The sequence below is a fragment of the Thioclava sp. F1Mire-8 genome (assembly GCF_002213165.1).
In the GTDB taxonomy this organism is placed as follows: Bacteria; Pseudomonadota; Alphaproteobacteria; order Rhodobacterales; family Rhodobacteraceae; genus Thioclava; species Thioclava nitratireducens.
Genome location: NZ_NBNY01000004.1, coordinates 397,004 through 417,444, shown reverse-complemented (window position 1 = coordinate 417,444; position 20,441 = coordinate 397,004). Strand labels below are relative to the sequence as shown.

Annotated in this window: 23 protein-coding genes and 1 tRNA gene; 10 read left to right on the top strand and 14 right to left on the bottom strand. The window is 65.7% G+C overall.

From position 1 onward, the window contains the following. Positions 1-185: 185 nt before the first annotated feature. From B6V75_RS15645 to bamE, 7 genes are all read right to left on the bottom strand, one after another. Positions 186-722 carry a GNAT family N-acetyltransferase gene (locus tag B6V75_RS15645; RefSeq protein ID WP_075775479.1) on the bottom strand — a complete coding sequence of 179 codons (537 nt, stop codon included), beginning with the start codon at positions 720-722 and terminating at the stop codon, positions 186-188. Between the two features lie 209 nt (positions 723-931). Beyond that, entirely contained in the window at positions 932-1,201 is a 270-nt protein-coding gene (rpmA, locus tag B6V75_RS15640) for a 50S ribosomal protein L27 (RefSeq protein WP_075775480.1), read from the bottom strand. A gap of 12 nt (positions 1,202-1,213) precedes the next feature. Then, entirely contained in the window at positions 1,214-1,846 is a 633-nt protein-coding gene (locus B6V75_RS15635; protein ID WP_075775481.1) for a 50S ribosomal protein L21, read from the bottom strand. Between the two features lie 192 nt (positions 1,847-2,038). Then, positions 2,039-3,157 carry a CaiB/BaiF CoA-transferase family protein gene (locus tag B6V75_RS15630; protein WP_088720286.1) on the bottom strand — a complete coding sequence of 373 codons (1,119 nt, stop codon included), beginning with the start codon at positions 3,155-3,157 and terminating at the stop codon, positions 2,039-2,041. Positions 3,158-3,311: 154 nt separating this feature from the next. Then, positions 3,312-5,141, bottom strand: coding sequence for an ATP-binding cassette domain-containing protein (locus B6V75_RS15625; protein ID WP_088720285.1), 1,830 nt, complete (start codon positions 5,139-5,141; stop codon positions 3,312-3,314). Positions 5,142-5,282: 141 nt separating this feature from the next. Further along, positions 5,283-5,999 carry a GNAT family N-acyltransferase gene (locus B6V75_RS15620; RefSeq protein ID WP_088720284.1) on the bottom strand — a complete coding sequence of 239 codons (717 nt, stop codon included), beginning with the start codon at positions 5,997-5,999 and terminating at the stop codon, positions 5,283-5,285. Positions 6,000-6,049: 50 nt separating this feature from the next. Next, entirely contained in the window at positions 6,050-6,502 is a 453-nt protein-coding gene (bamE, locus tag B6V75_RS15615) for an outer membrane protein assembly factor BamE (protein WP_075775485.1), read from the bottom strand. 170 nt (positions 6,503-6,672) lie between these two features. On the opposite strand from bamE, the gene B6V75_RS15610 reads away from it, so the two are divergent. The 8 genes from B6V75_RS15610 to B6V75_RS15575 all read left to right on the top strand — a co-directional run bounded on the left by B6V75_RS15610 (position 6,673) and on the right by B6V75_RS15575 (position 12,616). Next, positions 6,673-7,263 (top strand): DUF177 domain-containing protein, encoded by a 591-nt coding sequence (locus B6V75_RS15610; protein WP_088720283.1) that lies wholly within the window; start codon positions 6,673-6,675, stop codon positions 7,261-7,263. Positions 7,264-7,479: 216 nt separating this feature from the next. Beyond that, positions 7,480-7,686, top strand: a complete 207-nt coding sequence (gene rpmF / locus B6V75_RS15605; RefSeq protein WP_075775487.1) for a 50S ribosomal protein L32 — start codon at positions 7,480-7,482, stop codon at positions 7,684-7,686. Between the two features lie 78 nt (positions 7,687-7,764). Further along, entirely contained in the window at positions 7,765-8,886 is a 1,122-nt protein-coding gene (plsX, locus tag B6V75_RS15600; RefSeq protein ID WP_075775729.1) for a phosphate acyltransferase PlsX, read from the top strand. After that, positions 8,883-9,857 carry a beta-ketoacyl-ACP synthase III gene (locus tag B6V75_RS15595; protein ID WP_075775488.1) on the top strand — a complete coding sequence of 325 codons (975 nt, stop codon included), beginning with the start codon at positions 8,883-8,885 and terminating at the stop codon, positions 9,855-9,857. The genes plsX and B6V75_RS15595 overlap by 4 nt, the downstream gene beginning before the upstream one ends. A 145-nt stretch (positions 9,858-10,002) precedes the next feature. Continuing rightward, positions 10,003-10,302: an integration host factor subunit alpha gene (gene ihfA / locus B6V75_RS15590; protein WP_075775489.1), complete on the top strand. Its 300-nt coding sequence runs from the start codon at positions 10,003-10,005 to the stop codon at positions 10,300-10,302. Between the two features lie 27 nt (positions 10,303-10,329). Then, positions 10,330-11,307: a MerR family transcriptional regulator gene (locus B6V75_RS15585; protein ID WP_088720282.1), complete on the top strand. Its 978-nt coding sequence runs from the start codon at positions 10,330-10,332 to the stop codon at positions 11,305-11,307. A gap of 87 nt (positions 11,308-11,394) precedes the next feature. Beyond that, a tRNA-Pro gene (locus tag B6V75_RS15580) sits at positions 11,395-11,472 on the top strand. A 61-nt stretch (positions 11,473-11,533) separates the two neighbouring features. Next, complete coding sequence (locus B6V75_RS15575) at positions 11,534-12,616, top strand: 2'-deoxycytidine 5'-triphosphate deaminase (protein WP_075775490.1); 1,083 nt, start codon at positions 11,534-11,536, stop codon at positions 12,614-12,616. Positions 12,617-12,762: 146 nt separating this feature from the next. Here the strand turns inward: B6V75_RS15575 and B6V75_RS15570 are convergent, their stop codons facing one another. Further along, the gene (locus B6V75_RS15570) at positions 12,763-13,935 is read right to left on the bottom strand and encodes an FAD-dependent monooxygenase (RefSeq protein ID WP_075775491.1); all 1,173 of its coding nucleotides are present in this window, start codon (positions 13,933-13,935) and stop codon (positions 12,763-12,765) included. 123 nt (positions 13,936-14,058) lie between these two features. Beyond that, positions 14,059-14,481 (bottom strand): RNA polymerase-binding protein DksA, encoded by a 423-nt coding sequence (gene dksA, locus B6V75_RS15565; RefSeq protein WP_075775492.1) that lies wholly within the window; start codon positions 14,479-14,481, stop codon positions 14,059-14,061. A 238-nt stretch (positions 14,482-14,719) separates the two neighbouring features. On the opposite strand from dksA, the gene B6V75_RS15560 reads away from it, so the two are divergent. Beyond that, positions 14,720-15,562, top strand: a complete 843-nt coding sequence (locus tag B6V75_RS15560; protein ID WP_088720281.1) for a MoxR family ATPase — start codon at positions 14,720-14,722, stop codon at positions 15,560-15,562. 61 nt (positions 15,563-15,623) lie between these two features. Further along, complete coding sequence (locus B6V75_RS15555; protein WP_088720280.1) at positions 15,624-16,625, top strand: aldo/keto reductase; 1,002 nt, start codon at positions 15,624-15,626, stop codon at positions 16,623-16,625. 68 nt (positions 16,626-16,693) lie between these two features. On the opposite strand, the gene B6V75_RS15550 is transcribed toward B6V75_RS15555, so the two are convergent. Genes B6V75_RS15550 through B6V75_RS15530 form a run of 5 tightly spaced genes read right to left on the bottom strand, consistent with a single transcriptional unit; the run spans position 16,694 to position 20,426 of the window. After that, positions 16,694-16,909 (bottom strand): hypothetical protein, encoded by a 216-nt coding sequence (locus tag B6V75_RS15550; RefSeq protein ID WP_088720279.1) that lies wholly within the window; start codon positions 16,907-16,909, stop codon positions 16,694-16,696. A 14-nt stretch (positions 16,910-16,923) separates the two neighbouring features. After that, positions 16,924-17,589: an SMC-Scp complex subunit ScpB gene (scpB, locus tag B6V75_RS15545; protein ID WP_088720278.1), complete on the bottom strand. Its 666-nt coding sequence runs from the start codon at positions 17,587-17,589 to the stop codon at positions 16,924-16,926. Next, positions 17,586-18,368: a ScpA family protein gene (locus B6V75_RS15540; RefSeq protein ID WP_075775497.1), complete on the bottom strand. Its 783-nt coding sequence runs from the start codon at positions 18,366-18,368 to the stop codon at positions 17,586-17,588. The genes scpB and B6V75_RS15540 overlap by 4 nt, the downstream gene beginning before the upstream one ends. Next, positions 18,361-19,362: a beta-N-acetylhexosaminidase gene (gene nagZ / locus B6V75_RS15535; RefSeq protein WP_088720277.1), complete on the bottom strand. Its 1,002-nt coding sequence runs from the start codon at positions 19,360-19,362 to the stop codon at positions 18,361-18,363. The genes B6V75_RS15540 and nagZ overlap by 8 nt, the downstream gene beginning before the upstream one ends. Then, on the bottom strand, positions 19,362-20,426 hold the full coding sequence (locus B6V75_RS15530) for an SPOR domain-containing protein (RefSeq protein WP_075775499.1): 1,065 nt from the start codon (positions 20,424-20,426) through the stop codon (positions 19,362-19,364). The genes nagZ and B6V75_RS15530 overlap by 1 nt, the downstream gene beginning before the upstream one ends. Between the last annotated feature and the right edge of the window lie 15 nt (positions 20,427-20,441).

Sequence of the window (20,441 nt, the reverse complement as noted above, 5' to 3'; positions counted from 1 at the left end):
GCGCGCGCAGGATCAAGCGCCGCGTGGGGCGCCGCCCCGCACACACCTGAGTTATTTCCATAGAGATTACGGTGAATAGGTCGAGGAAGGCGGAATTTGTCCCGGCTGCCTCTTCTTCCTGATCCAAATATCCCGCGAGGGTCCGGGAGGGCTGCGCCCTCCCGTCCGCGGCTCGGGCCGCGCGCTTACATCTTGCGCAGATAGGTCCAGGTCGGAACGTGGCGCCCGCGCGCGAGCGACCAGCTTTCCGCATCGCCCAGATATTCGAAACCGCTATTGGTCAGGACACGGGCCGAGCCCGGATTGTCCTGAAAGACCTCGGCGAAGAGGGTGCGGGATTTGTGGGGATTGGCCTCGATGATGGCGGCGACCGCCTCGGAGGCGAGACCCGTATTCCAGAAGCCCGGGCCCACCCAATAGCCGATCTCGGACTGATCGTCGTCGAGACGTGTCAGCGAGACGACACCCAGAAGTTCGCCCATGCCATGGCGCGATCCATCGATCGCCCAGACGTCTTCGACGCGGTCGTCGGCCTGTGCGCGCGTGATGAAATTCTCGGCTGTGCCGGGCGGTAGCGGATGCGGGATCGCACGGGTGCCTTCGGCGACGCGTTTGTCGCCGGAATACATCTCGATCAGACCGGCATCCGAACGGCGCAGCGGGCGCAGCACGAAACGCTCCGTTTCGATCACGGGTTGGGTGGAAATCGTCTCCTGGTACATGGGCGCTCCTCCTCGAAACGCGGACGAACCGGCGGCTCCTCCTGCCGCATGGTCCTAGTAAATAAATAGGACAGCAAGATGACGATACATCCCCTGACCCGGTAAATTTCCTCGCTGCAAATGCAAACACCTTTGCGCCACACTGCAACGAGAAAGGGGACCGGCCTTTCAGCCGATCCCCCGATTTTGTGACACTTTCGTCGGTCGGGTTACTCGGCGGCCTCCGCAGCCGGGAGGACCGATACGAAGGTGCGGCCCTTGAGGCCTTTATGGAAGGTGACGCGGCCTTCAGCCGTTGCAAAGATGGTGTGATCCTTGCCGAGGCCGACGCCCTCACCCGGCCACCACTTGGTGCCGCGCTGACGCACGATGATGTTGCCCGGGATCGCTGCCTGACCGCCGAACAGTTTCACGCCAAGACGACGACCCGCAGAGTCGCGGCCGTTACGGGATGAACCGCCTGCTTTCTTGTGTGCCATGGGTGTCTCTCCTTATTTCGCGAGCTCTTTGGCCTGCTCGACCCAGTCGGGCTTGACCTTGGTAGCTTCAAAGGTTTCGGGATCGACCGAAGCGAGCTGGGCGTAGGTGGTGATACCAGCTTCGTTCAGCTTCTTCTCGGCCGCCGGGCCGAGACCGGTGATGACCTTCAGATCGTCCGCTTCCGCGACGGCGGCGTCAGCCTTCGGCGCGGCTTTCGGAGCAGCAGCGGCCTTGGCGGGCTTGGCCGGAGCGGCTTCGCCTTTGCCACCATGCGCTGCACGACGCGCGATCGCGGTGCCCACGGCTTCCTTCACGCCCGACTTGTCGCCGCCGGTGGCGAGGACGTCGGTGACGCGCAGCAGGGTCAGCTGCTGACGGTGACCACGGGTACGCTGCGACGAGTGCTTACGACGACGCTTGTGGTAGGTGATGACCTTGTCGGCCTTGATGTTGTCGATGACTTCCGCCTGCACGGCCGCACCTTCGACGAAGGGGGTGCCGAACTGGGGCTTGTCGCCGCCGACCATCAGAATCTCGTTGAACTGGACTTTGTCGCCAGCTTCGGCTGCGAGCAGTTCCACGCGGAGCAGATCGCCCGCCTGAACCTTGTATTGCTTGCCGCCGGTCTTGAGGACCGCAAACATGGGTCTTTCCTTTTCTTCATCCGCGCCCTGTGGCCCCTGATCGGAGTTCGTTGGACCTGTTGGCCCGCCGTCGGACTGCGCGCTCCTCACGGGAGCGAAGTTGCAAAAACGAGGCCCGGCGGAAAGAGGACTCTCCGCCGGGTCGGGCCGATATCGGGGATCAGCCCCCGTCTGTCAAGGAAAATCGAGGTTTTATACGCAATCGCTCCAGCGGGCGAGCGCCTCCGCCGCAGAGATCCGCCGCCCCTGCGCGCATACCTGCCCCGGCGTGGCCGAGAGCCGCGGCGCGGGGGCTGGCTGGGCGAGGCCGTCGAGATCGACATAGGCGCCGCGTTCGGCGTTCTGCGGATGCGCAATGGCCTCGGCGATCGACAGTACCGGCGTTGCGCAGGCATCGCTGCCTGCGAAAACCTCAGTCCAGTCATCGCGGCTGCGAGTCGCGAAGCGGTCCGCGAAGGCATCCCGCAAGGCCGGCCAATTCGCACGGGCCTCGCGCGCAGGCAAGGCCTCGGGCGCGAATCCCAGCCCCGCGATCAGCACCGTGTAGAATTGCGGCTCGAGCGCGCCGACCGCCATATGGCCGCCGCAGGCACATTCATAGACCGTGTAGAACGGCGCTGCCCCGTCGAGCAGATTCGCCTGCCGCCGATCCGTCCACGCCCCCTGCCCGGCCATCCCGGTGATCATCGCCATCAGATGTGCCACCCCGTCAGTGATCGCACAATCGACGACCTGACCCTGCCCGGTCTCCCGTGCGCGCCACAGTGCCGCCAGCATCCCGAAGGCCAGATAAATTCCGCCGCCGCCGAAATCGCCCAGAAGGTTGAGCGGAATCGCGGGCGCCTCTCCGCCCATCGCATGCAATGCGCCGGTCAGAGACAGGTAATTGATGTCATGCCCGGCGGTCTGCGAGAGCGGCCCCTCCTGCCCCCAGCCGGTCATCCGGCCATAGACCAACGCCGGATGATCGGGGAAATCGTCCGGCCCCAGCCCCAGCCGCTCCATCACGCCCGGGCGCATGCCTTCGATCACCCCATCGGCGCAAGCGATCAGCGTGCGCACCGCCTCACGCCCGGCGTCGGATTTCAGATCCACCTCCACCACGTCGCGGCCCCGATCGAGCACATCGACCTCCAGCCCCAGAACGTGATTCTCCGCCCCGCCCGAGCCGGGCCGCGCGATGCGGATCACCTCGGCCCCGAAATCGGCCAGACACATTGCCGCGAACGGCGTCGGCCCCAACCCGGAAATCTCGACAATGCGCAGCCCGCTGAGCGGCCCCGCGCCCTTGGCCCCGGTTCGCTTGATCATACGCCCCTCCTGATCGCCCCGTCAGAGGGGCTCTGCCCCGCTGGCTCCGCCAGCCCCCGGGATATTTTCACCAATCCGAAAGAGAATGCCCTCCCCTTTGGCTTGGATCAAATATCTCCGCCGGAGGCATCCGACTTCACGGCGAGCGCCAAGGTCAGGCCTCTTGCGCCTTCTCCTCGAGTTCGAGCCATTCGACCTCGGCCGCGTCGAGCGCGGTCTGGCGGTCGCTCAGCATCTCGGTGGCCTTCGCGAATTTCACCGGCTCGCGGGTAAAGAGATCGGGATCGGCGAGTAACTCGTTGATCTTCGAGATCTCATGTTCGAGCTTCTCGATCACGCCGGGCAGCTCTTCCAACCGGTGTTTCTCGGTAAAGCTGAGGCCGGTTTTCTTCGGCGCAGCTTTCTGGGCTGCGGCGGGTTTCGACTCGGCTTTGGGTGCGTCCCTCTTCGGCGCAGGCTTGGCCTCCGGCGCGGCCTCGGCCTTCTGCGCCTGATAATCCGACCAGCCGCCCGCATAGACGGTGGCGCGCCCGTCGCCTTCCATCGCGATGGTCGTGCTGGCGACTCGGTCGATGAAATCGCGGTCGTGGCTGACCAGCAGCACCGTGCCGTCATATTCGCCCAGCAAATCCTGCAGCAAGTCGAGCGTTTCCACGTCGAGATCGTTGGTCGGTTCGTCGAGAATCAACAGGTTCGACGGTTTCGCCATGATCCGCGCCAGCAGAAGCCGAGCGCGTTCGCCACCCGAGAGCGCCCGGATCGGGCCGCGCGCCTGTTGCTCGTCGAAGAGGAAGTCTTTCAGATAGCCCACGACATGTTTCGGGGTGCCGCGCACCATCACCTGATCGGAACGCCCCTTCACCGCCATGTCCGGGTCGTTCACCAGCCCGTCCCACAGAGTCTGCTCGGGATTGAGCGTCGCGCGCGCCTGATCGAAGACGGCGATCTCGAGATTCGTGCCCAGCTTGACCGCGCCCTCATCGGGCTCGACCTCGCCGGTCAGCATCTTCAGAAGCGTCGTCTTGCCGACGCCATTGGGGCCGACGAAGGCCACGCGATCCCCGCGCAGCACGCGCAGATCGAAATCCTTCACGATCTGCTTGTCGCCGAAACGTTTGGACAGGCCCGTGGCCTCGATCACCCGCTTGCCCGATTGCTGGCCCGAGTCGAGTTCCATCGCCGCGACGCCCTGCCGTTTGATCTGGCTGGCGCGCTCGGCGCGCAGCGCCTGCAGCGCACGCACCCGGCCCTGATTACGCTTGCGCCGCGCCGAAATACCTTCGACCGCCCAACGCGCCTCGGCCTTGATCTTGCGATTGAGCTTGTGGCGGGCCTCGTCTTCCTCGGCCCAGGTTTTCTCGCGCCAATCCTCGAACGTCTCGAAACCCTGCTCGTTGCGTCGCACCTCGCCCCGGTCGATCCAGAGCGTAGCCCGCGTCAGCGCGCGCAAGAAAGCGCGGTCGTGCGAGATCAGCACGAACGCCTTGCGGGTCTCCTTCAGCTGGTTTTCCAGCCAGGCGATCGCCTCGATATCGAGATGGTTCGTCGGCTCGTCGAGCAGCATCAGCTCCGGCCCCTCGGCCAGAAGCTTTGCCAGCGCCGCCCGCCGCCGCTCGCCACCCGAGGCGGTCTCGACCGGAGTCTCGGGTTTGAACTTCAGCCCTTCGGCGACCATCTCGACGCGATAAGCCTCGGCCGGATCCAGCTCGGAGGCGGCGAAATCGCCCAAGGTCGCGAAGCCCGAGAGATCCGGCTCCTGCTCCATGTAACCCACCGAGATGCCCGGCGGCACGACCCGCGTGCCCGAATCCGGCTCCACCAGCCCGGCCATCACCTTCATCAGCGTGGATTTGCCCGAGCCGTTGCGGCCCACCAACGCGACGCGGTCGCCTTGCTGGACGGTGAGCGAGAGCCCTTCGAAAACGGGATTGCCGCCGAAGGTGAGCGAAATGTCGGAAAGCTGTAAGAGCGGTGCGCGTGCCATGCTCGCGAGCTAAGCGGGCCTTGGCGAAAGGTCAATGGGCCATGCGCGACGCCGCCCCTATGAGCGCAGACGTCTTCTTCCCCTTGGGACAAATATCCCCGCCGGAGGCTCCTGCCTTCTCAGCCCTCCGAAACGTCCGTGTTACCCGGCCAGCGCCCGCAAGCTGCGCCGCCGCGCCTCGGGGATCGCGGCGATCTCCAGTGCGGTGAAGACGTGACAGGTGTCGAGGTCGCGATCGATCACGGCGTGATCCGATACCCATCCGCCCATCCCGAGATAGGATCGCAGCAGCGGCGGCAAGGCACTGACGTCACCAACCTCCCCCGCCAGGGCAGCAGGGTAGTCCACACGCTCGGACGCTTTGGGGCGCGGACGCAACGCCTCTGGGCCAAGCGCGCGAGCCGCGAGATGCGCGAGCCCTGAGCGATGCGTCCGCCAGTCGCTTCCAGTGAAGGAGGAGCAGCCAATCAGAAGCTCTGCCCCGGTTTCCTCGGCAATCCGTGTAATCGCAGCCCAGCCCAGACGCAGCACATCGGGATCGCGCAGGCCCGGACGCGTGCAGAACCGTCCCAGTTCGAGAATCGGCCCGGACCATGCGGCGAGCGGCGCGAGATCGTAGAACTGCGCGCAATAGCCCTCAGGCAGCACCGCCCCACACCCCAACAGCAAAAGCCGCGCGGCGGCGGCGGGGCCGTGATCGTCGCAAATCAGGATGTGGCGGCAAAGCGGGTCGAAGCGATCGGCATCCGAGGCGCCATTCCGGAAGGCCGCCGCGCGCAGTGCAAGCGCGGCCTCTCGATCCGCAGGGGTCTCCGCCTCGCGGACCTGATAGGTGCCTTTTGCGAAACTCAGGGACATGCGACCTCGCAGATCATGACGGCACTCGCCTCGGGGCCGCCCTGCTGCGATCAGTTATTTCCGAGAACCTGACCCGCATTGACGCGACCGATCGAACCCATCAGCTGACGCAAGAAGCCGATGCCCTTGACCTTGCTCTCGGTCACGCGGCGCGACAGCGTCACGACCTGACCCTTCTCGAGGCCGAAGCGTTCGACATTCGAGACGACGCCATTGTCATTGAAGGACACGGCGACGACTTCGCGGCTGATTTCCTGCGGAGCGTGCCAGGTCACGGTTTTCCAGCGCGAACCGACGTAGTACCAGCCCGAGCCTTCCAGCAGCCCGGTGGAGCTCGGCCGCCCGATCGCGGCAGCGACATCGTCGCGTGTGCTCTTGCCGACCTCGATCTGGGCGAGGTCTTCGTCAATCGGCACATACCCGTGGTTGCGGTAGATCGGAGAACAGGCCCCCGCGATAAGCACCACGCCGAACGCGATTAACAGCATGGCCTTGCGCATCATTGAACCGATCCCCACCTGCAACCCCCTATTGCCTCTGACACTTCGGGCTTTTAGTGACGCTTACATCATGACTGCGCCGCCCTCAAGCGCTAGAGCGCGCCGACAGGGCACTCGGGCGCATGCAAAGGGTCGCCAGACAGCACCGCGCGACCCAAAACAAGGAGCCGGACATGACACAGACCCCCGTCGATCCCGACCTGCCCGCCGCCCCCGAAACGATCTGGAGCGAGCCGATGCGGCTGGCCGATCTGCCCAGCCGAAAGCCGACGCGCTTCGACATCGAGGCCAAGGGAGAGCGGCTGCAAGCGATTGCAGACTGGGCGGATATTCGCGGCGTCGAGGCGCTGCGGCTTAAAGGCGAGCTCGCGCCGAAGGGCCGCTCGGACTGGGAGCTGCGCGCGACCCTCGAGGCCCGCGTGGTTCAGGATTGTGTGATCACCCTCGCCCCGGTCACGACCGATATCCGCGAAGAAGTGGTACGGCGTTATCTCGCCGATATGGAGATGCCGACCTCCGAAGAAGTCGAGATGCCCGAGGATGAGACCGCCGAGCCGCTGCCCGCGACGGTGAATCTCGGCGTCGTCGCGCTCGAGGCGATGGAGCTGGCCCTGCCGCTCTATCCGCGCGCGGAAGGCGCGGAGCTGGAAGGCGCGCAGGTTACCGAGCCTGGCGCGGAGCCGCTCAGCGACGAGCAGATGAAGCCTTTTGCCAATCTGCGCGACTTGCTTGCCAAGGGCGAAAGCGGTAAGGGCGACGCCTAGTGGAAGACGCGGTTTCGCACCGCCCGAAACCGCTTGAAAAAAGGCCGGAAAAAAGGCTTGCACGGAAAAAGAATCCGAGTATGTTCCCGGCCTCATTCGACGTTTGGCTTCGCACCCCGAGAGACGCTTTCGGCCAAGTGACGAAACCACAAGGAAAATCAGGGCTGTAACGCCGCAAACACGGGCTACTGGCCCCCGAAACCCCGAGGTTGAGACATGGCTGTCCCTCAGAATAAAGTCACGCGTTCGCGCCGTAACATGCGCCGCGCCCACGACTCGCTTACCGCTGCAAACCCGGCGGAATGCCCCAGCTGCGGCGAACTCAAGCGCCCGCACCACGTCTGCCCGTCCTGCGGTCACTACGCCGACCGTGAGGTCGTCGCTCTGACCGAAGAGGTCGACCTGGACGACGACGCGGCGTAAGCCCGTCGACCCGCGCCGCACGTCATGCAAGACTCGCAAGACCAGCCGCAGACGGGATCGCAGATGAAGGCCGCAGAGATGCAGGCCGCCCAGAAGGGCAAAGCGCCGGCGAATGCCGGCGCTGTCGTTCTGTCCATCGACGCTATGGGCGGCGATCTTGGCCCCGAGGCCACGATCGCCGGTGTCGCGAAGGCGCACCACGCCCAACCCGATCTGCATTTCATCATCCACGGCCCGCGCGCGCAGCTCGAACCGCTGATCGCCAAGCATGATCTTGGCGAATGCATCGACCTGCGCCACGCCGAACGGACCGTCACGATGGAGGACAAGCCCGCGCAGGTTCTGCGCAGCGGGCAGGATACCTCCATGTGGTCGGCCATCGAATCGGTGCGCGACAAGGAGGCCGATGTCGCGGTCTCCTGCGGGAATACCGGGGCGCTGATGCTGATCTCGATGATGCGGCTGCGCAAGGTGCCGGGCGTGAACCGTCCGGCCATCGCCTCCTTCTGGCCGTCGCGTGGGCCTGCTGGCTGGAATGTCATGCTCGATATGGGCGCCGACGTGAAAGCCGATGCGGAGGATCTGCTGACCTACGCCCTGATGGGCACGTCCTATGCGCGCAACGCGCTGGGGCTGGAGCGTCCGCGCGTAGGTCTGTTGAATATCGGCACCGAAGAGCACAAGGGCCGCCCCGAGCTGCGAGAAGCCCATGAGCTGATCAGCAACGCCCAAGAGGCGGGGCAGTTCGACTTCGCGGGTTTCGTCGAGGGCAACGAGCTTGCCGGCGCCCGTGCTGACGTCATCGTGACCGACGGCTTCACCGGCAATGTCGCGCTGAAAACCGGCGAGGGCACGGCAAAATTCGTGGCCGAACTGCTGCGCGAGGCGCTGACCTCTTCCGTCATGTCGAAGCTGGGCGCACTCCTGGCGATGGGCGCGCTCAAGCGCCTGCGGCACAAGACCGATCCGCGCCGCGCCAATGGCGGCGTCTTCCTCGGCCTCAACGGCACGGTCGTGAAATCGCACGGCTCGGCGGATGCCACCAGCTTCGCCGCCGCGATCGAACTGGCCGCCCGACTGGCACGCTCGGGCTTCGGCGCGAAGCTTGCCGCACGGGTTGCCACTGCCCTTCCCTCGGGGCAGGATGAGGCCAAATCCGGCGCGCCATCTGCCGCCGAGAAAAGCGAGAGCAGCCAATGACGATCAGATCCGTGGTGCGCGGCGTGGGCCATTACCTGCCCGAGCGCGTTGTCGAGAACGCCGAGTTCGAGAAAACGCTCGATACCACGGATGAATGGATTCGCGGCCGCACCGGGATCGAACGCCGCCACATCGCCGCCGAGGGGGAATACACTTCGGATCTCGCGATCAAGGCCGCGAAAGCCGCGCTCGAAGACGCGAATATGAGCGTCGACCAGATCGACGCGATCGTCGTCGCGACCTCGACGCCCGACAGCACTTTCCCTTCCGTCGCCACGATGGTTCAGGCGGGGCTGGGCTCGACCACGGGCTTTGCCTATGACGTGCAGGCGGTCTGCGCGGGCTTCATCTTCGCGCTGACCAATGCGAACGGGCTCATCCTCTCGGGTCAGGCCGAGCGCGTGCTGGTGATCGGCGCCGAGACCTTCTCGCGGATCATGGACTGGACCGACCGGGGCACCTGCGTGCTGTTCGGGGATGGCGCGGGCGCGCTGATCCTCGAAGCCGCCGAGGGCACCGGCACGTCGACCGATCGCGGGATCCTGTCGTCGGACCTGCATTCCGACGGGCGCTACAAGGACCTGCTCTATGTCGACGGCGGGGTGTCGACCACCGGCACGGCGGGTCATCTGCGCATGCAGGGCAACGCGGTCTTCAAACACGCGGTCACCAAGCTGGCCGAGACTGCGCACAAAGCCCTCGATAAGGCCGGGCTCACCGGCGAGAACGTCGACTGGATCGTGCCGCATCAGGCGAACCTGCGCATCATCGCAGCCACGGCCGAGCGGATGCAGCTGCCGATGGACCGCGTGATCGTCACGGTTCAGGACCACGGCAACACCTCCGCGGCCTCGATCCCGCTGGCCCTCTCGGTCGGCAAGCAACGCGGCCAGATCAAGGAAGGCCAGGTTCTGGTCACCGAGGCGATCGGCGGCGGTCTGGCATGGGGCTCTGTGGTTCTGCGCTGGTAAGCGCGGCCTCTCTGCATTCGTTTTAAGCGTCGCCCGCGCAAACGCGCGTGAGCCCGCGCATCAAGCCCGTCCGCCAAGTGCTTGATATTGACTCGGGAATTACGGTCGGTCACTGTTAGCGAAATTCTTTATCCGGGGGGATAGGATGTCGAAGACCCTGACGCGCATGGATCTCAGCGAAGCGGTGTTCCGCGAGGTTGGATTGTCGCGCAATGAATCGGCGCAGCTCGTCGAAAGCGTGCTGCAGCATATGTCCGACGCCCTCGTGGAGGGAGAGACGGTCAAGATAAGCTCTTTCGGTACCTTCTCGGTGCGCGAGAAAGCCAAGCGCATGGGCCGCAATCCCAAGACCGGCGAAGAGGTTCCGATCTCGCCGCGTCGCGTGCTGTCCTTCCGTCCCTCGCATCTGATGAAGGACCGCGTGGCGGCGGGCAATTCGAAGTAACCCGACAACAAGTGACAGGTCCTACCGATGGGTAAATCCGCCGACGCGTTTCGGACGATCTCTGAGGTTTCAGACCTTCTCGACACGCCGACCCATGTTCTCCGGTTCTGGGAGAGCAAGTTCACCCAAGTGAAGCCGGTGAAGCGCGCGGGCGGGCGGCGGTATTACCGGCCCGCTGACGTCGCACTTCTGGGCGGCATCAAGCGTCTGCTGCATGACGAGGGTATGACCATCCGCGGCGTGCAGAAATTGCTGCGCGAGGAAGGTATCCGCGAGGTGGCCGCGCGGGCGGAAGTCAGCCTCGAGGATGAGCGCGAGACCGGTGAGGCCACGCAGAGCACTCCGGAGCCAATCGCTCCGGTTGCCGCGCCCCAGCCCAGCCCGGCGCCCGAAGAGGATACCCAGACGCAAGAACCCGCGCCGCAGGAACCTGCGCCCGAGACGGTCGACGCGGCCGCGACAGACGCCTCTCCGCAGGAGGACGCCCCGCGAGAGGCGGCGGCCCACGAGGACGTCGTGCAGGCGGCGGCTGAAGACGCCACCGAGAGCAGCGCGCCAAGCGAAGCGCTGCCCGAGCGTCCCGAGGAACTGCTCGACCTGAACGCCTCCGTGGAGGCGCCGATCGAGGCCCATGAGAGCGGCTCTGTCACCCCCTTTCCCGGCGCCTCGCAGCCCTCGTTCTTCGACGAGTCGGAAACCGCTTCCCGCGAATCTCCCGAACTGGACGAGTCGGAGGATGACGCAGAGGCCCCGATGGCGCTCGATGTCGAACCCGAGCCGGAACCGTTGGCTCCTGTCGTGGCGATGACGATCGATCGCGGGGGGCAGGACCGCGCCGCGAAAAGCGCCCCGCGGGCCGATCTGGCCAAGCTGTTGCACGGGCTGCGCACCCTCGATCCGGCGCGGCTCAGCCCTGCCGATCGAGGCGATCTGCGCATGTTGCGTCTGCGTGCGCAGGCCCTTCAGCTGAGGCTCGCGCAGCATGGCTCCACGCGCGCGGAATGAGTGATCGCAACCCCGGACGAATTGGCGTGAAATTTCTCTCACTAACTGCTTGCACCCGCCGCCCGGTTCGCACTATATCCCCCTCGTCGGGCTGTGGCGCAGCCTGGTTAGCGCGTCCGTCTGGGGGACGGAAGGTCGTGAGTTCGAATCTCGCCAGCCCGACCATTTCGACAAACGCCCACCTCTTCATCGGGGTGGGCGTTCGTGTATCCGGAGGAGGGATCGGATGACCATCGGCGTGCTGCCCGACACGATGCTGCAAGAGATGATCACGCGCGGAGAGATCGCTGCGGATCCGGCCATCATTCCCGAACAGATCCAACCTGCGAGCCTCGACCTGCGGCTTGGCACCGTGGCCTACCGGCTGCGCGCCTCGTTCCTAGCGGGCAAAGGCCAGAAGGTCTCGCATCGCCTGCATGACTTCGAGATGCACCGCATGGCGCTGACCGATGACGGCGTGGTGCTGGAAAAGGGCTGCGTCTATCTCGTGCCGCTGATGGAGAGCCTCGCGCTGCCTGAGGGCGTCACGGCGGTCGCCAATGCCAAAAGCTCCACCGGACGGCTCGATCTGCTGACGCGGCTAATCACCGATGACGGCACCGAGTTCGACCGAATCCCCCAAGGCTATAGCGGCCCGCTTTATGCCGAGATCTGCCCGCGCAGCTTCTCGGTTCTGGTACGGCCCGGCATGCGCCTCAACCAGATCCGATTCCGTGCAGGTCAGGCGGTGCTCAGCGATGCCGAGTTGAAGATCCTGCACCAGCAGGAGCCGCTCGTGGATGGCCCCGCCGTGATCGACGAGGGTCTGGGCTTCTCGGTCGATCTGAAGCCCTCTGAGGGCGATCTGGTGGGCTACCGCGCCAAGCCCCACACCGGGGTGATCGACATCGACAAGATCGGCCATTACCCGGCCCGCGATTTCTGGGAAGAGGTGCGCGCCTCCGATGGCCGCATCATCCTCGACCCCGGCGCGTTCTACATCCTCGTCAGCCGCGAGGCGGTGACGATCCCGCCCGACCACGCCGCCGAAATGGCGCCCTATCTGGCGATGGTCGGCGAGTTCCGCGTCCATTACGCGGGCTTCTTCGATCCCGGCTTCGGGCATGGGGCTGCGGGCGGCACCGGGTCGCGCGGGGTGCTGGAGGTGCGCTGCCACGAGGCCCCCTTCGCGCTCGAGCACGGGCAAGTCGTGGGCCGTCTCGTCTATGAGCGCATGGCCGAGGAGCCGCGCCAGCTTTACGGCAAGGACATCGCCTCGAACTACCAGGGTCAGGGCCTGAAGCTCGCCAAGCATTTCCGGATGGGGTGAGCCGGGAAAAGCGGCCTTCCAGTGGAAGGACGCCCGGCGAACGCCCGAAGCGCAAGCGAAGGGCCGGGGCAGCGTCTCTGTGTCGACTGAGGGTCGGGCGCGGCCCGGGGCTGGTCGCCCCGCGCCCTCAGACAGGCACCACCGCCCTACCCGGCCTGCTGCGTCACGTCGTGGCCATAAATCCAGTCGAAACGCCCGACCAGCCGCTCCGGAGTGAACCGGGAGGCGGCACGCAAAGCGAGATGACCCAAGGTGCGCGGAGCTCCTGACAGGTGATAATTCCGCGCGTTCTTGTTCGCCGCGGCCACGATCCGGTCACAGCGATCCCAGCGCGCATTCTGATAGGCCGCGAAAGCCAGCTCGTCGGTCTCGTGATTGGCAAGCGCCTCGGCCAGAACCCAGGCATCCTCCATCGCCATCACGGCACCCTGCGCAAGGAAAGGCAGAGTGGGATGCGCGGCGTCGCCCAGAATCGCGATACCGGGCGCGAACCAGCGCTCGGCCACAGGGTGACGGAACAGGCCCCATAGGTTAACTTTCTCGGCCTGATCGAGCCAGCCGCGCACGGTCGGGCAGAAATCCTCGAAGGCGGTGCGCAGATTGATCGGATCATCCTCGAGCGCCCAGCTCTCCTCGACCCAGCGATGCCGCTCCTCGACCGCCACGATATTGCGCAGCCCCCGGCCCAGCGGATAGCTCACAAGGTGCTTGCCTGCGCCCATGAAGACCTGCGCGATCTTCGGCTCGGCATCGTCGCACGGCACCAGCGCGCGCCACGCCACCTGATGGGTGAAGAAGGGCGCCACCCGCCCGTTGAGCGCCTCGCGCGCCTTGGAATTCAGCCCGTCCGCGCCGATCAGCAGATCGGTTTCGATCTGTGCACCCTGCTTGGTGTGCAAGACCGGATGCGGCCCCGACAGGTCCACCCGCTCGATCTGTTGCAGAAGACGGATCTTCACACCGGCCTCGCGCGCGCCTTCGGCCAGCAGTTCGATCAGCCGGGCGCGGTGAACGAAATGGTAATCGGCATCGGGCCGCAACCGCGCCATGTCGAGCTTGGCCACCTGGCTCCCGGTCTCGCCATCGACGAGCCGCACCGCCTCGGCGCGCGGCCCCGCCGCCTCCAGCGCCTCGCCCAGCCCCAGCGCGCGCAGCACAGCCGCCCCGTTGGGCGAAACCTGCAGCCCAGCGCCGACCTCGCGGATCGCCTCGGCCTGTTCGAGCACCTCGACATCCGCGCCGCGCATCGCCAAGGCCCGCGCCACTGTCAGCCCCGCGATCCCCGCACCCAGAACCGTAACCTTGCGCCCGATCAGCATGGGACCTCCTTGAAAAGCGAACACCGGCACCTTGGCGGTGCCGGTGTCGAAATGTTTTGCGCGCCTTCCCGCCCGAAGGCAACGCGCGTTTCGTTCTCCGACACGCGCAATCCGCGCGTGGGATCAGTCGTCGCGATGCACCCGCTCGCGGCGCTCGTGCTTCTCCTGCGCTTCCAGCGTCATCGTCGCGATCGGACGCGCATCGAGACGCTTGAGCGAGATCGGCTCCCCGGTCTTTTCGCAATAACCGTATTCGCCATTCTCGATACGGCGCAGCGCCGAGTCGATCTTGCTGACCAGCTTGCGCTGACGGTCGCGGGTGCGCAGTTCCAGCGCACGATCGGTTTCCTCGGAGGCGCGGTCGGCAATATCGGGCACGTTGCGCGCCGATTCCGCGAGACCTTCCAGCGTTTCAGCGGATTGTTCGAGAAGTTCGGCCTTCCACGCCAGAAGCTTTCTGCGGAAATATTCCAGCTGCCGGTCATTCATGAAGGGTTCATTCTCGGCCGGACGATAATCATCCGGAAGGAAAACTTCTGCTCTCATACCTGCCCTCTCTTCCGGGCCGGGGGCGCCACCATGATCGTCATTCGCCATCGGCCAACTCTCCTCGGGCGCTCCAATACCCCAAGAACACAGGGTTGTCACGTCCGCATTCACCATCACTGCGCGTTTCCTCATCAATTCTTACGCCTGGGTTGCGGCAGCATTTTGGCGCAGATAGGTTGCAAACGATTTGCGCAAGATCATTGCGTAGCGATCTCGAAACCGGAGCGTATCCCCCGTGCAATTCCAATCGACCGACAGCTATGTCGCCCCGCCCGATCTCACCGTCGCGGTCAATGCCGCAGTGGCGCTGGAGCGCCCCCTTCTGGTGAAGGGCGAGCCGGGCACCGGCAAGACGGAACTCGCGCGGCAGGTGGCACAGAGCCTCGGGATGGAGATGGTCGAGTGGAACATCAAATCCACCACCAAGGCGCAGCAGGGCCTTTACGAATACGACGCCGTCAGCCGTCTGCGCGACAGCCAGCTGGGCGACGAACGCGTCAACGACGTTAAGAACTACATCCGCAAGGGCAAGCTCTGGCAGGCCTTCGAGGCGGACCGGAAGGTCGTGCTACTGATCGACGAGGTCGACAAGGCCGATATCGAGTTCCCGAACGACCTGCTGCAGGAACTCGATAAAATGGAGTTCCACGTCTACGAAACCGGCGAGACGATCCGCGCGAAACACCGCCCCGTCGTCATCATCACCTCGAACAACGAGAAGGAACTGCCCGACGCCTTCCTGCGCCGCTGCTTCTTCCACTACATCCGGTTCCCGGAACCCGCGGTCATGCGCGAAATCGTCGCCGTCCATTTCCCCGACATCAAGGACCGGCTACTGACCGAGGCACTGAGCCAGTTCTACGAGATCCGCGAAACACCGGGCCTGAAGAAGAAGCCCTCGACCTCCGAGGTGCTCGACTGGCTGAAACTCCTGCTCGCCGAGGACCTGAACCCCGAAGACCTCAAACGCGAAGGTGCGAGTCTGCTGCCGAAGCTGCACGGGGCGCTTCTGAAGAACGAGCAGGACGTACACCTGTTCGAGCGACTGGCTTTCATGGCGCGGCGGCAGGGGCGCTAGCGCCCCGGAACCCGATCACCCCGCTCACGTTGCCCCACCTGCTCACCAGAAAGGAGACCCCATGACCGACAGATACGAACTCCCGCACCCGATCGGCATGGGGGGCGTTGCGCTTGGCAACGAGTTCCGCGTCACGACAGACCGGCAGGCGGCGGACACGCTCGAGGCCGCGTGGGAAGCGGGCATCCGCTATTTCGACGTGGCGCCGCATTACGGCGTCGGCTTGGCCGAACGCCGCTACGGGCAGTTCCTGCATCACAAGCCGCGCGAAAGCTTCGTGCTCAGCTCGAAAGTCGGGCGGCTCCTGAAAGCGGGGCCCGAGCATCGCAATCAGCAGCTCATGCCCTACTCCCCCTCGCCCAATATCGAGGTCTACGACTACAGCCGCGAGGGCACGCTCCGCTCGATCGAGGACACGTTGCAGCGCACCGGGCTCGACAGTCTCGACGTGGTCTTCGTGCACGACCTCTCGCCCGATAACGGCGCGCTGCCGAAGGACTGGCTGGAGCTGTGGCCCGAGGCGGTCGAGGGCTGTTTCGCGACGCTGAGCGAGCTGCGTGACCAAGGGGTCATCAAGGCATGGGGCATGGGCGTGAACCGACCCGAGCCGATCCTGAAATCGATGGAAGACAGCGATCCGGATCTGCACCTGATGGCGAGCCAGTATTCGCTGGTAGAGCATGACCACGCGGTCGAGACGGTCTTCCCGGCGGCGCGCAAGCACGGCAACAGCTTCGTCATCGGCTCGGCGCTGAATGCGGGCTTCCTCGCGGGGCTGCACCGTTACCATTATGGCGACAAGAACAGTGTCATCGCGAAAGAGCGGATGGAGAAGCGCGATCGCCTGAGAGAGGTGGCCTTCGATCATGGGGTGAGTCTGCTCGCGGCCGCGTTGCAATTCGCGAAAGCGCCGGATGTGGTGCAGACGGTGGTGGTGGGGCTTGGACGTCCCGACGAGGCGATCGACGACGTGGCGGCGATGAACATGCCGATCCCGGCGGAGTTCTGGCAGGACCTGCGCGGGGCCGGGCTGATCCACAAGGATGCGCCGGTGCCCGGCTAAGGCGTGAATAGGGGAAAGCACGAAGAAGGGCGTCGCGGGTCGATCCGGCGGCGCCCTTTTCCATGAGATCACATGCGCCGCGTGATCCGCGCCGCTTTGCGCGCGCGTTTGACCGCCTCGCGCGCGGTTTGGGTCTGCTTGCGCTCCTGCGCCGTCATCGGGCTCGCGCTCTTGCCCTTGCCGCCGCGCTTCGAAGCCATGCCGATGCCCTTGTTGATCCCCCAGTTGATCCCCCGGCGCAGGAACATCCGGATGACCATGTTGATGATCTGGTTGAAGTTCATCGGATATCCCCCTGTCAATCCTCGAACAATTCGGATTGGCCGGTCTGGACCTCGTCCTCCTCGCCCTCCTCGTCGTCGTCCGAGCCTGCACCCGGAAGGGGGCGCGAGTCCAGCAGACCTGCGGCGCGCAGCTCCTTGAGGCCCGGCAGGTCGCGGGCGCTCTCGAGGCTGAAATGGTCGAGGAATTCCTGCGTCACGACGAAGGTGACGGGTCGGCCCGGCGTCATGCGGCGCCGACCGAAGCGGATCCATTCCATTTCCAGCAACTGGTCGATCGTGCCGCGCGAAACGGCGACGCCGCGGATCTCCTCGATCTCGGCGCGGGTGACCGGCTGGTGATAGGCGATGATCGCCAGCGTCTCGACCGCGGCGCGGGAAAGCTTGCGCTCCTCAACCGTCTCTTTCTGCATCAGGAAGGCGAGATCGGGCGCGGTGCGCACGGCCCAGGCGTCGCCGACCTTCACCACCCGCACGCCGCGTCCCTCGTAGCGCTTGCGCAGATGCACCAGCGCCTCGGCGGGGTCGCAACCATGCGGCATCCGTTCTTCCATCTCGCGGATGCGGACGGGTTCGGCAGAGGCGAAGAGGATCGCTTCGACCATCCGCTCCTGCTCGGCAATGGGCGGCGCGGCAAAGAGGGTTTCTTCTTTTTCTTCGGTCTGTTCCGGCTCGTCGTTCATGTCTTCTTCCGGATCGAAATGGGTTGGAACGTATCGCTCTGGCGCAGCTCGATCTGGCCTTGCTTGGCCATCTCCAGCGAGGCCGCGAATGTCGCGGCGGTGGCCGAGCGTCGGCGTTTGGGATCGGCGGTCCACCCGTCGGGCAGGAAGGTGGTCAGCTCCGACCAGCCACCGGCGAAACCGATCAGACTGCGCATCCGGTCCAGCGCCTCCTCCATCGTGAAGACATTGGTCCGATCGAACGCATAGGGGCGGAATTCATCGCGCGTGCGGATGCGCGCATAGGCCTGCATCAGGTCCATCAGCGAGGCCGAATAGGTGACCTTGCGGACGCGCTCGACCTCTTCCGAGATGCCGCGCGCGAAGGTGTCGCGCCCCAGCCGGTCGCGCGCCATCAGCTGCGCCGCCGCCTCGCGCATCGCCTGCAGGCGTTCCAGCTGGAAGGCGAGGTGCTCGGCCAAATCCTCCGCCGAGGGGCCTTCGGCCTCGGGGTCAGGCGGCAGCAGAAGCCGCGATTTCAGGAAGGCGAGCCAGGCCGCCATCACGAGGTAATCGGCGGCCAGCTCGATGCGCAACGCCTTGGCGCGTTCGACGAAGGCCAGATATTGCTCTGCCAGTTGCAGCACGGAGATCTTGCGCAGATCGACTTTCTGGCTGCGCGAGAGCGTCAGCAGCAGGTCGAGCGGGCCTTCGAACCCGTCGACATCGACGATCAGCGCCTCGGCCTGAAGCCGATCCGCGACCGTTTGCGAGTCGAACAGATTTTCGGTGTCACTCATCCATGCCGCCGCTCAAGAGTGCCTCAAGTTCGGCATCGAGCGCGGCCATGTCAACTGTCTCGGGCGGCAAGCGCCGGTCCAGCGCTGCCTCGGCGCGGGCCTGTGCGGCCTCGCTCATCGCCGGGGCGGCCATCGCCACCTCTTCCATCGCGGGCATGTCGCCCTTGCAATGGAGCACCAGATCGCAGCCCGCCGCCAGCGCGGCAGCCGTGCGTGTCCCGAAGCCGCCCGCCAGCGCCTCCATCCCGATATCGTCACTCATCAGGAGCCCGCCGAAGCCGATCTCCTCACGGATCATCTTGATGATCTTCGCGCTCTGCGTCGCGGGAGCCGCGTCGAGCGCGGTGAAGCGGATATGCGCCGTCATGCCCAGTGGCAGATCGGAAAGCGCCTTGAACGGCGCGAAATCAGTCGCGATCAGATCGGCCTTCGAGGCCTCGACCACCGGCAAATCCTTGTGGCTGTCCGAAATCGCCCGACCGTGGCCCGGAATATGCTTGATCACCGGGAGCACGCCGCCCGCCAGCAGCCCCTCGGCCGTGGCGCGGGCATTGGCGATCACCGTCGCCGCATCCTTGCCCAGACAACGGTTTTGCAGGAAGGGATGGGTCAGAAGCCCCGCGATATCGCAGGTGGGCGCGCAGTTCACATCAATGCCGACCGCGCGCAGTTCCGCGGCCATGATCCGCGAGCGCAGCCAGAAGGAGCGCGGTGCCTGCGCCCCTGCCCGTTTCGCCTGCTCCAGCGGCGGCAGCCATTCGCGCCACTGGGGCCCGCGCAGCCGCTGCACCCGCCCGCCTTCCTGATCGATCAGAACCGGCGCATCGCGCCCCACCGCCCCGCGCAGAGCGTCGGTCAGACGCGTGACCTGCTCGGGCGTATCGATATTGCGCGAGAACAGGATGAAGCCCCACGGATCGGCCTCGCGGAAGAAATCCCGCTCACGCGCGGAGAGCTCGGTCCCCTCGCAGCCGAAGATCGCCGCGACGCCCATCAGCGTGCCTGCGTCGGGATGCAGTTCTGCCGCTCGGCCACGAGGGCCGCGCAGAACTGGCGCGCTTCGGTCACGTCGTCGAAGCCCGCGACGCGGAGGCGATAGAAATCGCGCCCGCCGGAGCTCGCCTTCTGGATCACGCGCTTCTTGTCGGTCATCAGCGCGTCGAAGCGCTTGGCGATCCGGTCCCATTCGCCCTTCGCCGCCGCTGCCGTATCGAAGGCGCCGACCTGCACGAGGCGCGTGCCCGCCGACAGTTCGGACGGGTCGAGATCGACGACGCCGGCCTCCGCTTGCCCGGCCGACATCTGCTTCGTCACCGCCTGCTCCAGCGCCGCCGCAAGCAGCTGATCGCGCATCGGTTTGGACTGCGGGCGCGGCGAGCGCGAGACGCCCGGCACGGAGGCCGGGATCACACCGCTGACTGCGTCGCTCTCGGGGGCTGCGTCCTGAGCGACCGCATCGGGGCGTGTCTCGGGCATGGCCGGGCTCATCAATGCAGGCTCGACGGGAATGTCGGGCGCATCCTTCACCTGCGACGGATCGGCATTGAGCGCGGCAGGCTCGAGCGCCGCAATCGCCGCCTCCACGGCAGGGTTGGACGCTGGGTTGGATCCGTCACCCGCGCCAGACGCATCGCTCGCCACCTGCGTTTCCGCCGCCAGCTCGCCCATCGGCTTGTCTTCGTCGGTGAACCCTTCCGGGCTTGGCGCGAGAGTCACTTTCTCAGGTGCAGGTGCCGCCTGCCCCGTGCCGGCCACGTCGTTGACAGCCAGACCGGTATGGCGCGCAAGTTCGCCGCCCGGGTCTTCGGGCGCGATCCGGGCGGGCCCGTCCATCGCGCGGATCACCGGCACGCCGTTCAGATCGCGCATCGCCAGCTTGTACCCCCAGACCACCAGACCCGCGATCATCGCGACCGAAGTCAGTGCCCCGGCCACGTTGACCCAGCGCGACACGACACGCGGCGCACGCTCTGGAACGGGATCTTCGGGATGCGCGTAATGGGGCTGCGGGTGTTCATGCCCGTAACCCCCACTCTCGCGGTAGTCGTAGGTCGTCATGCTCGTCGCCTCGCC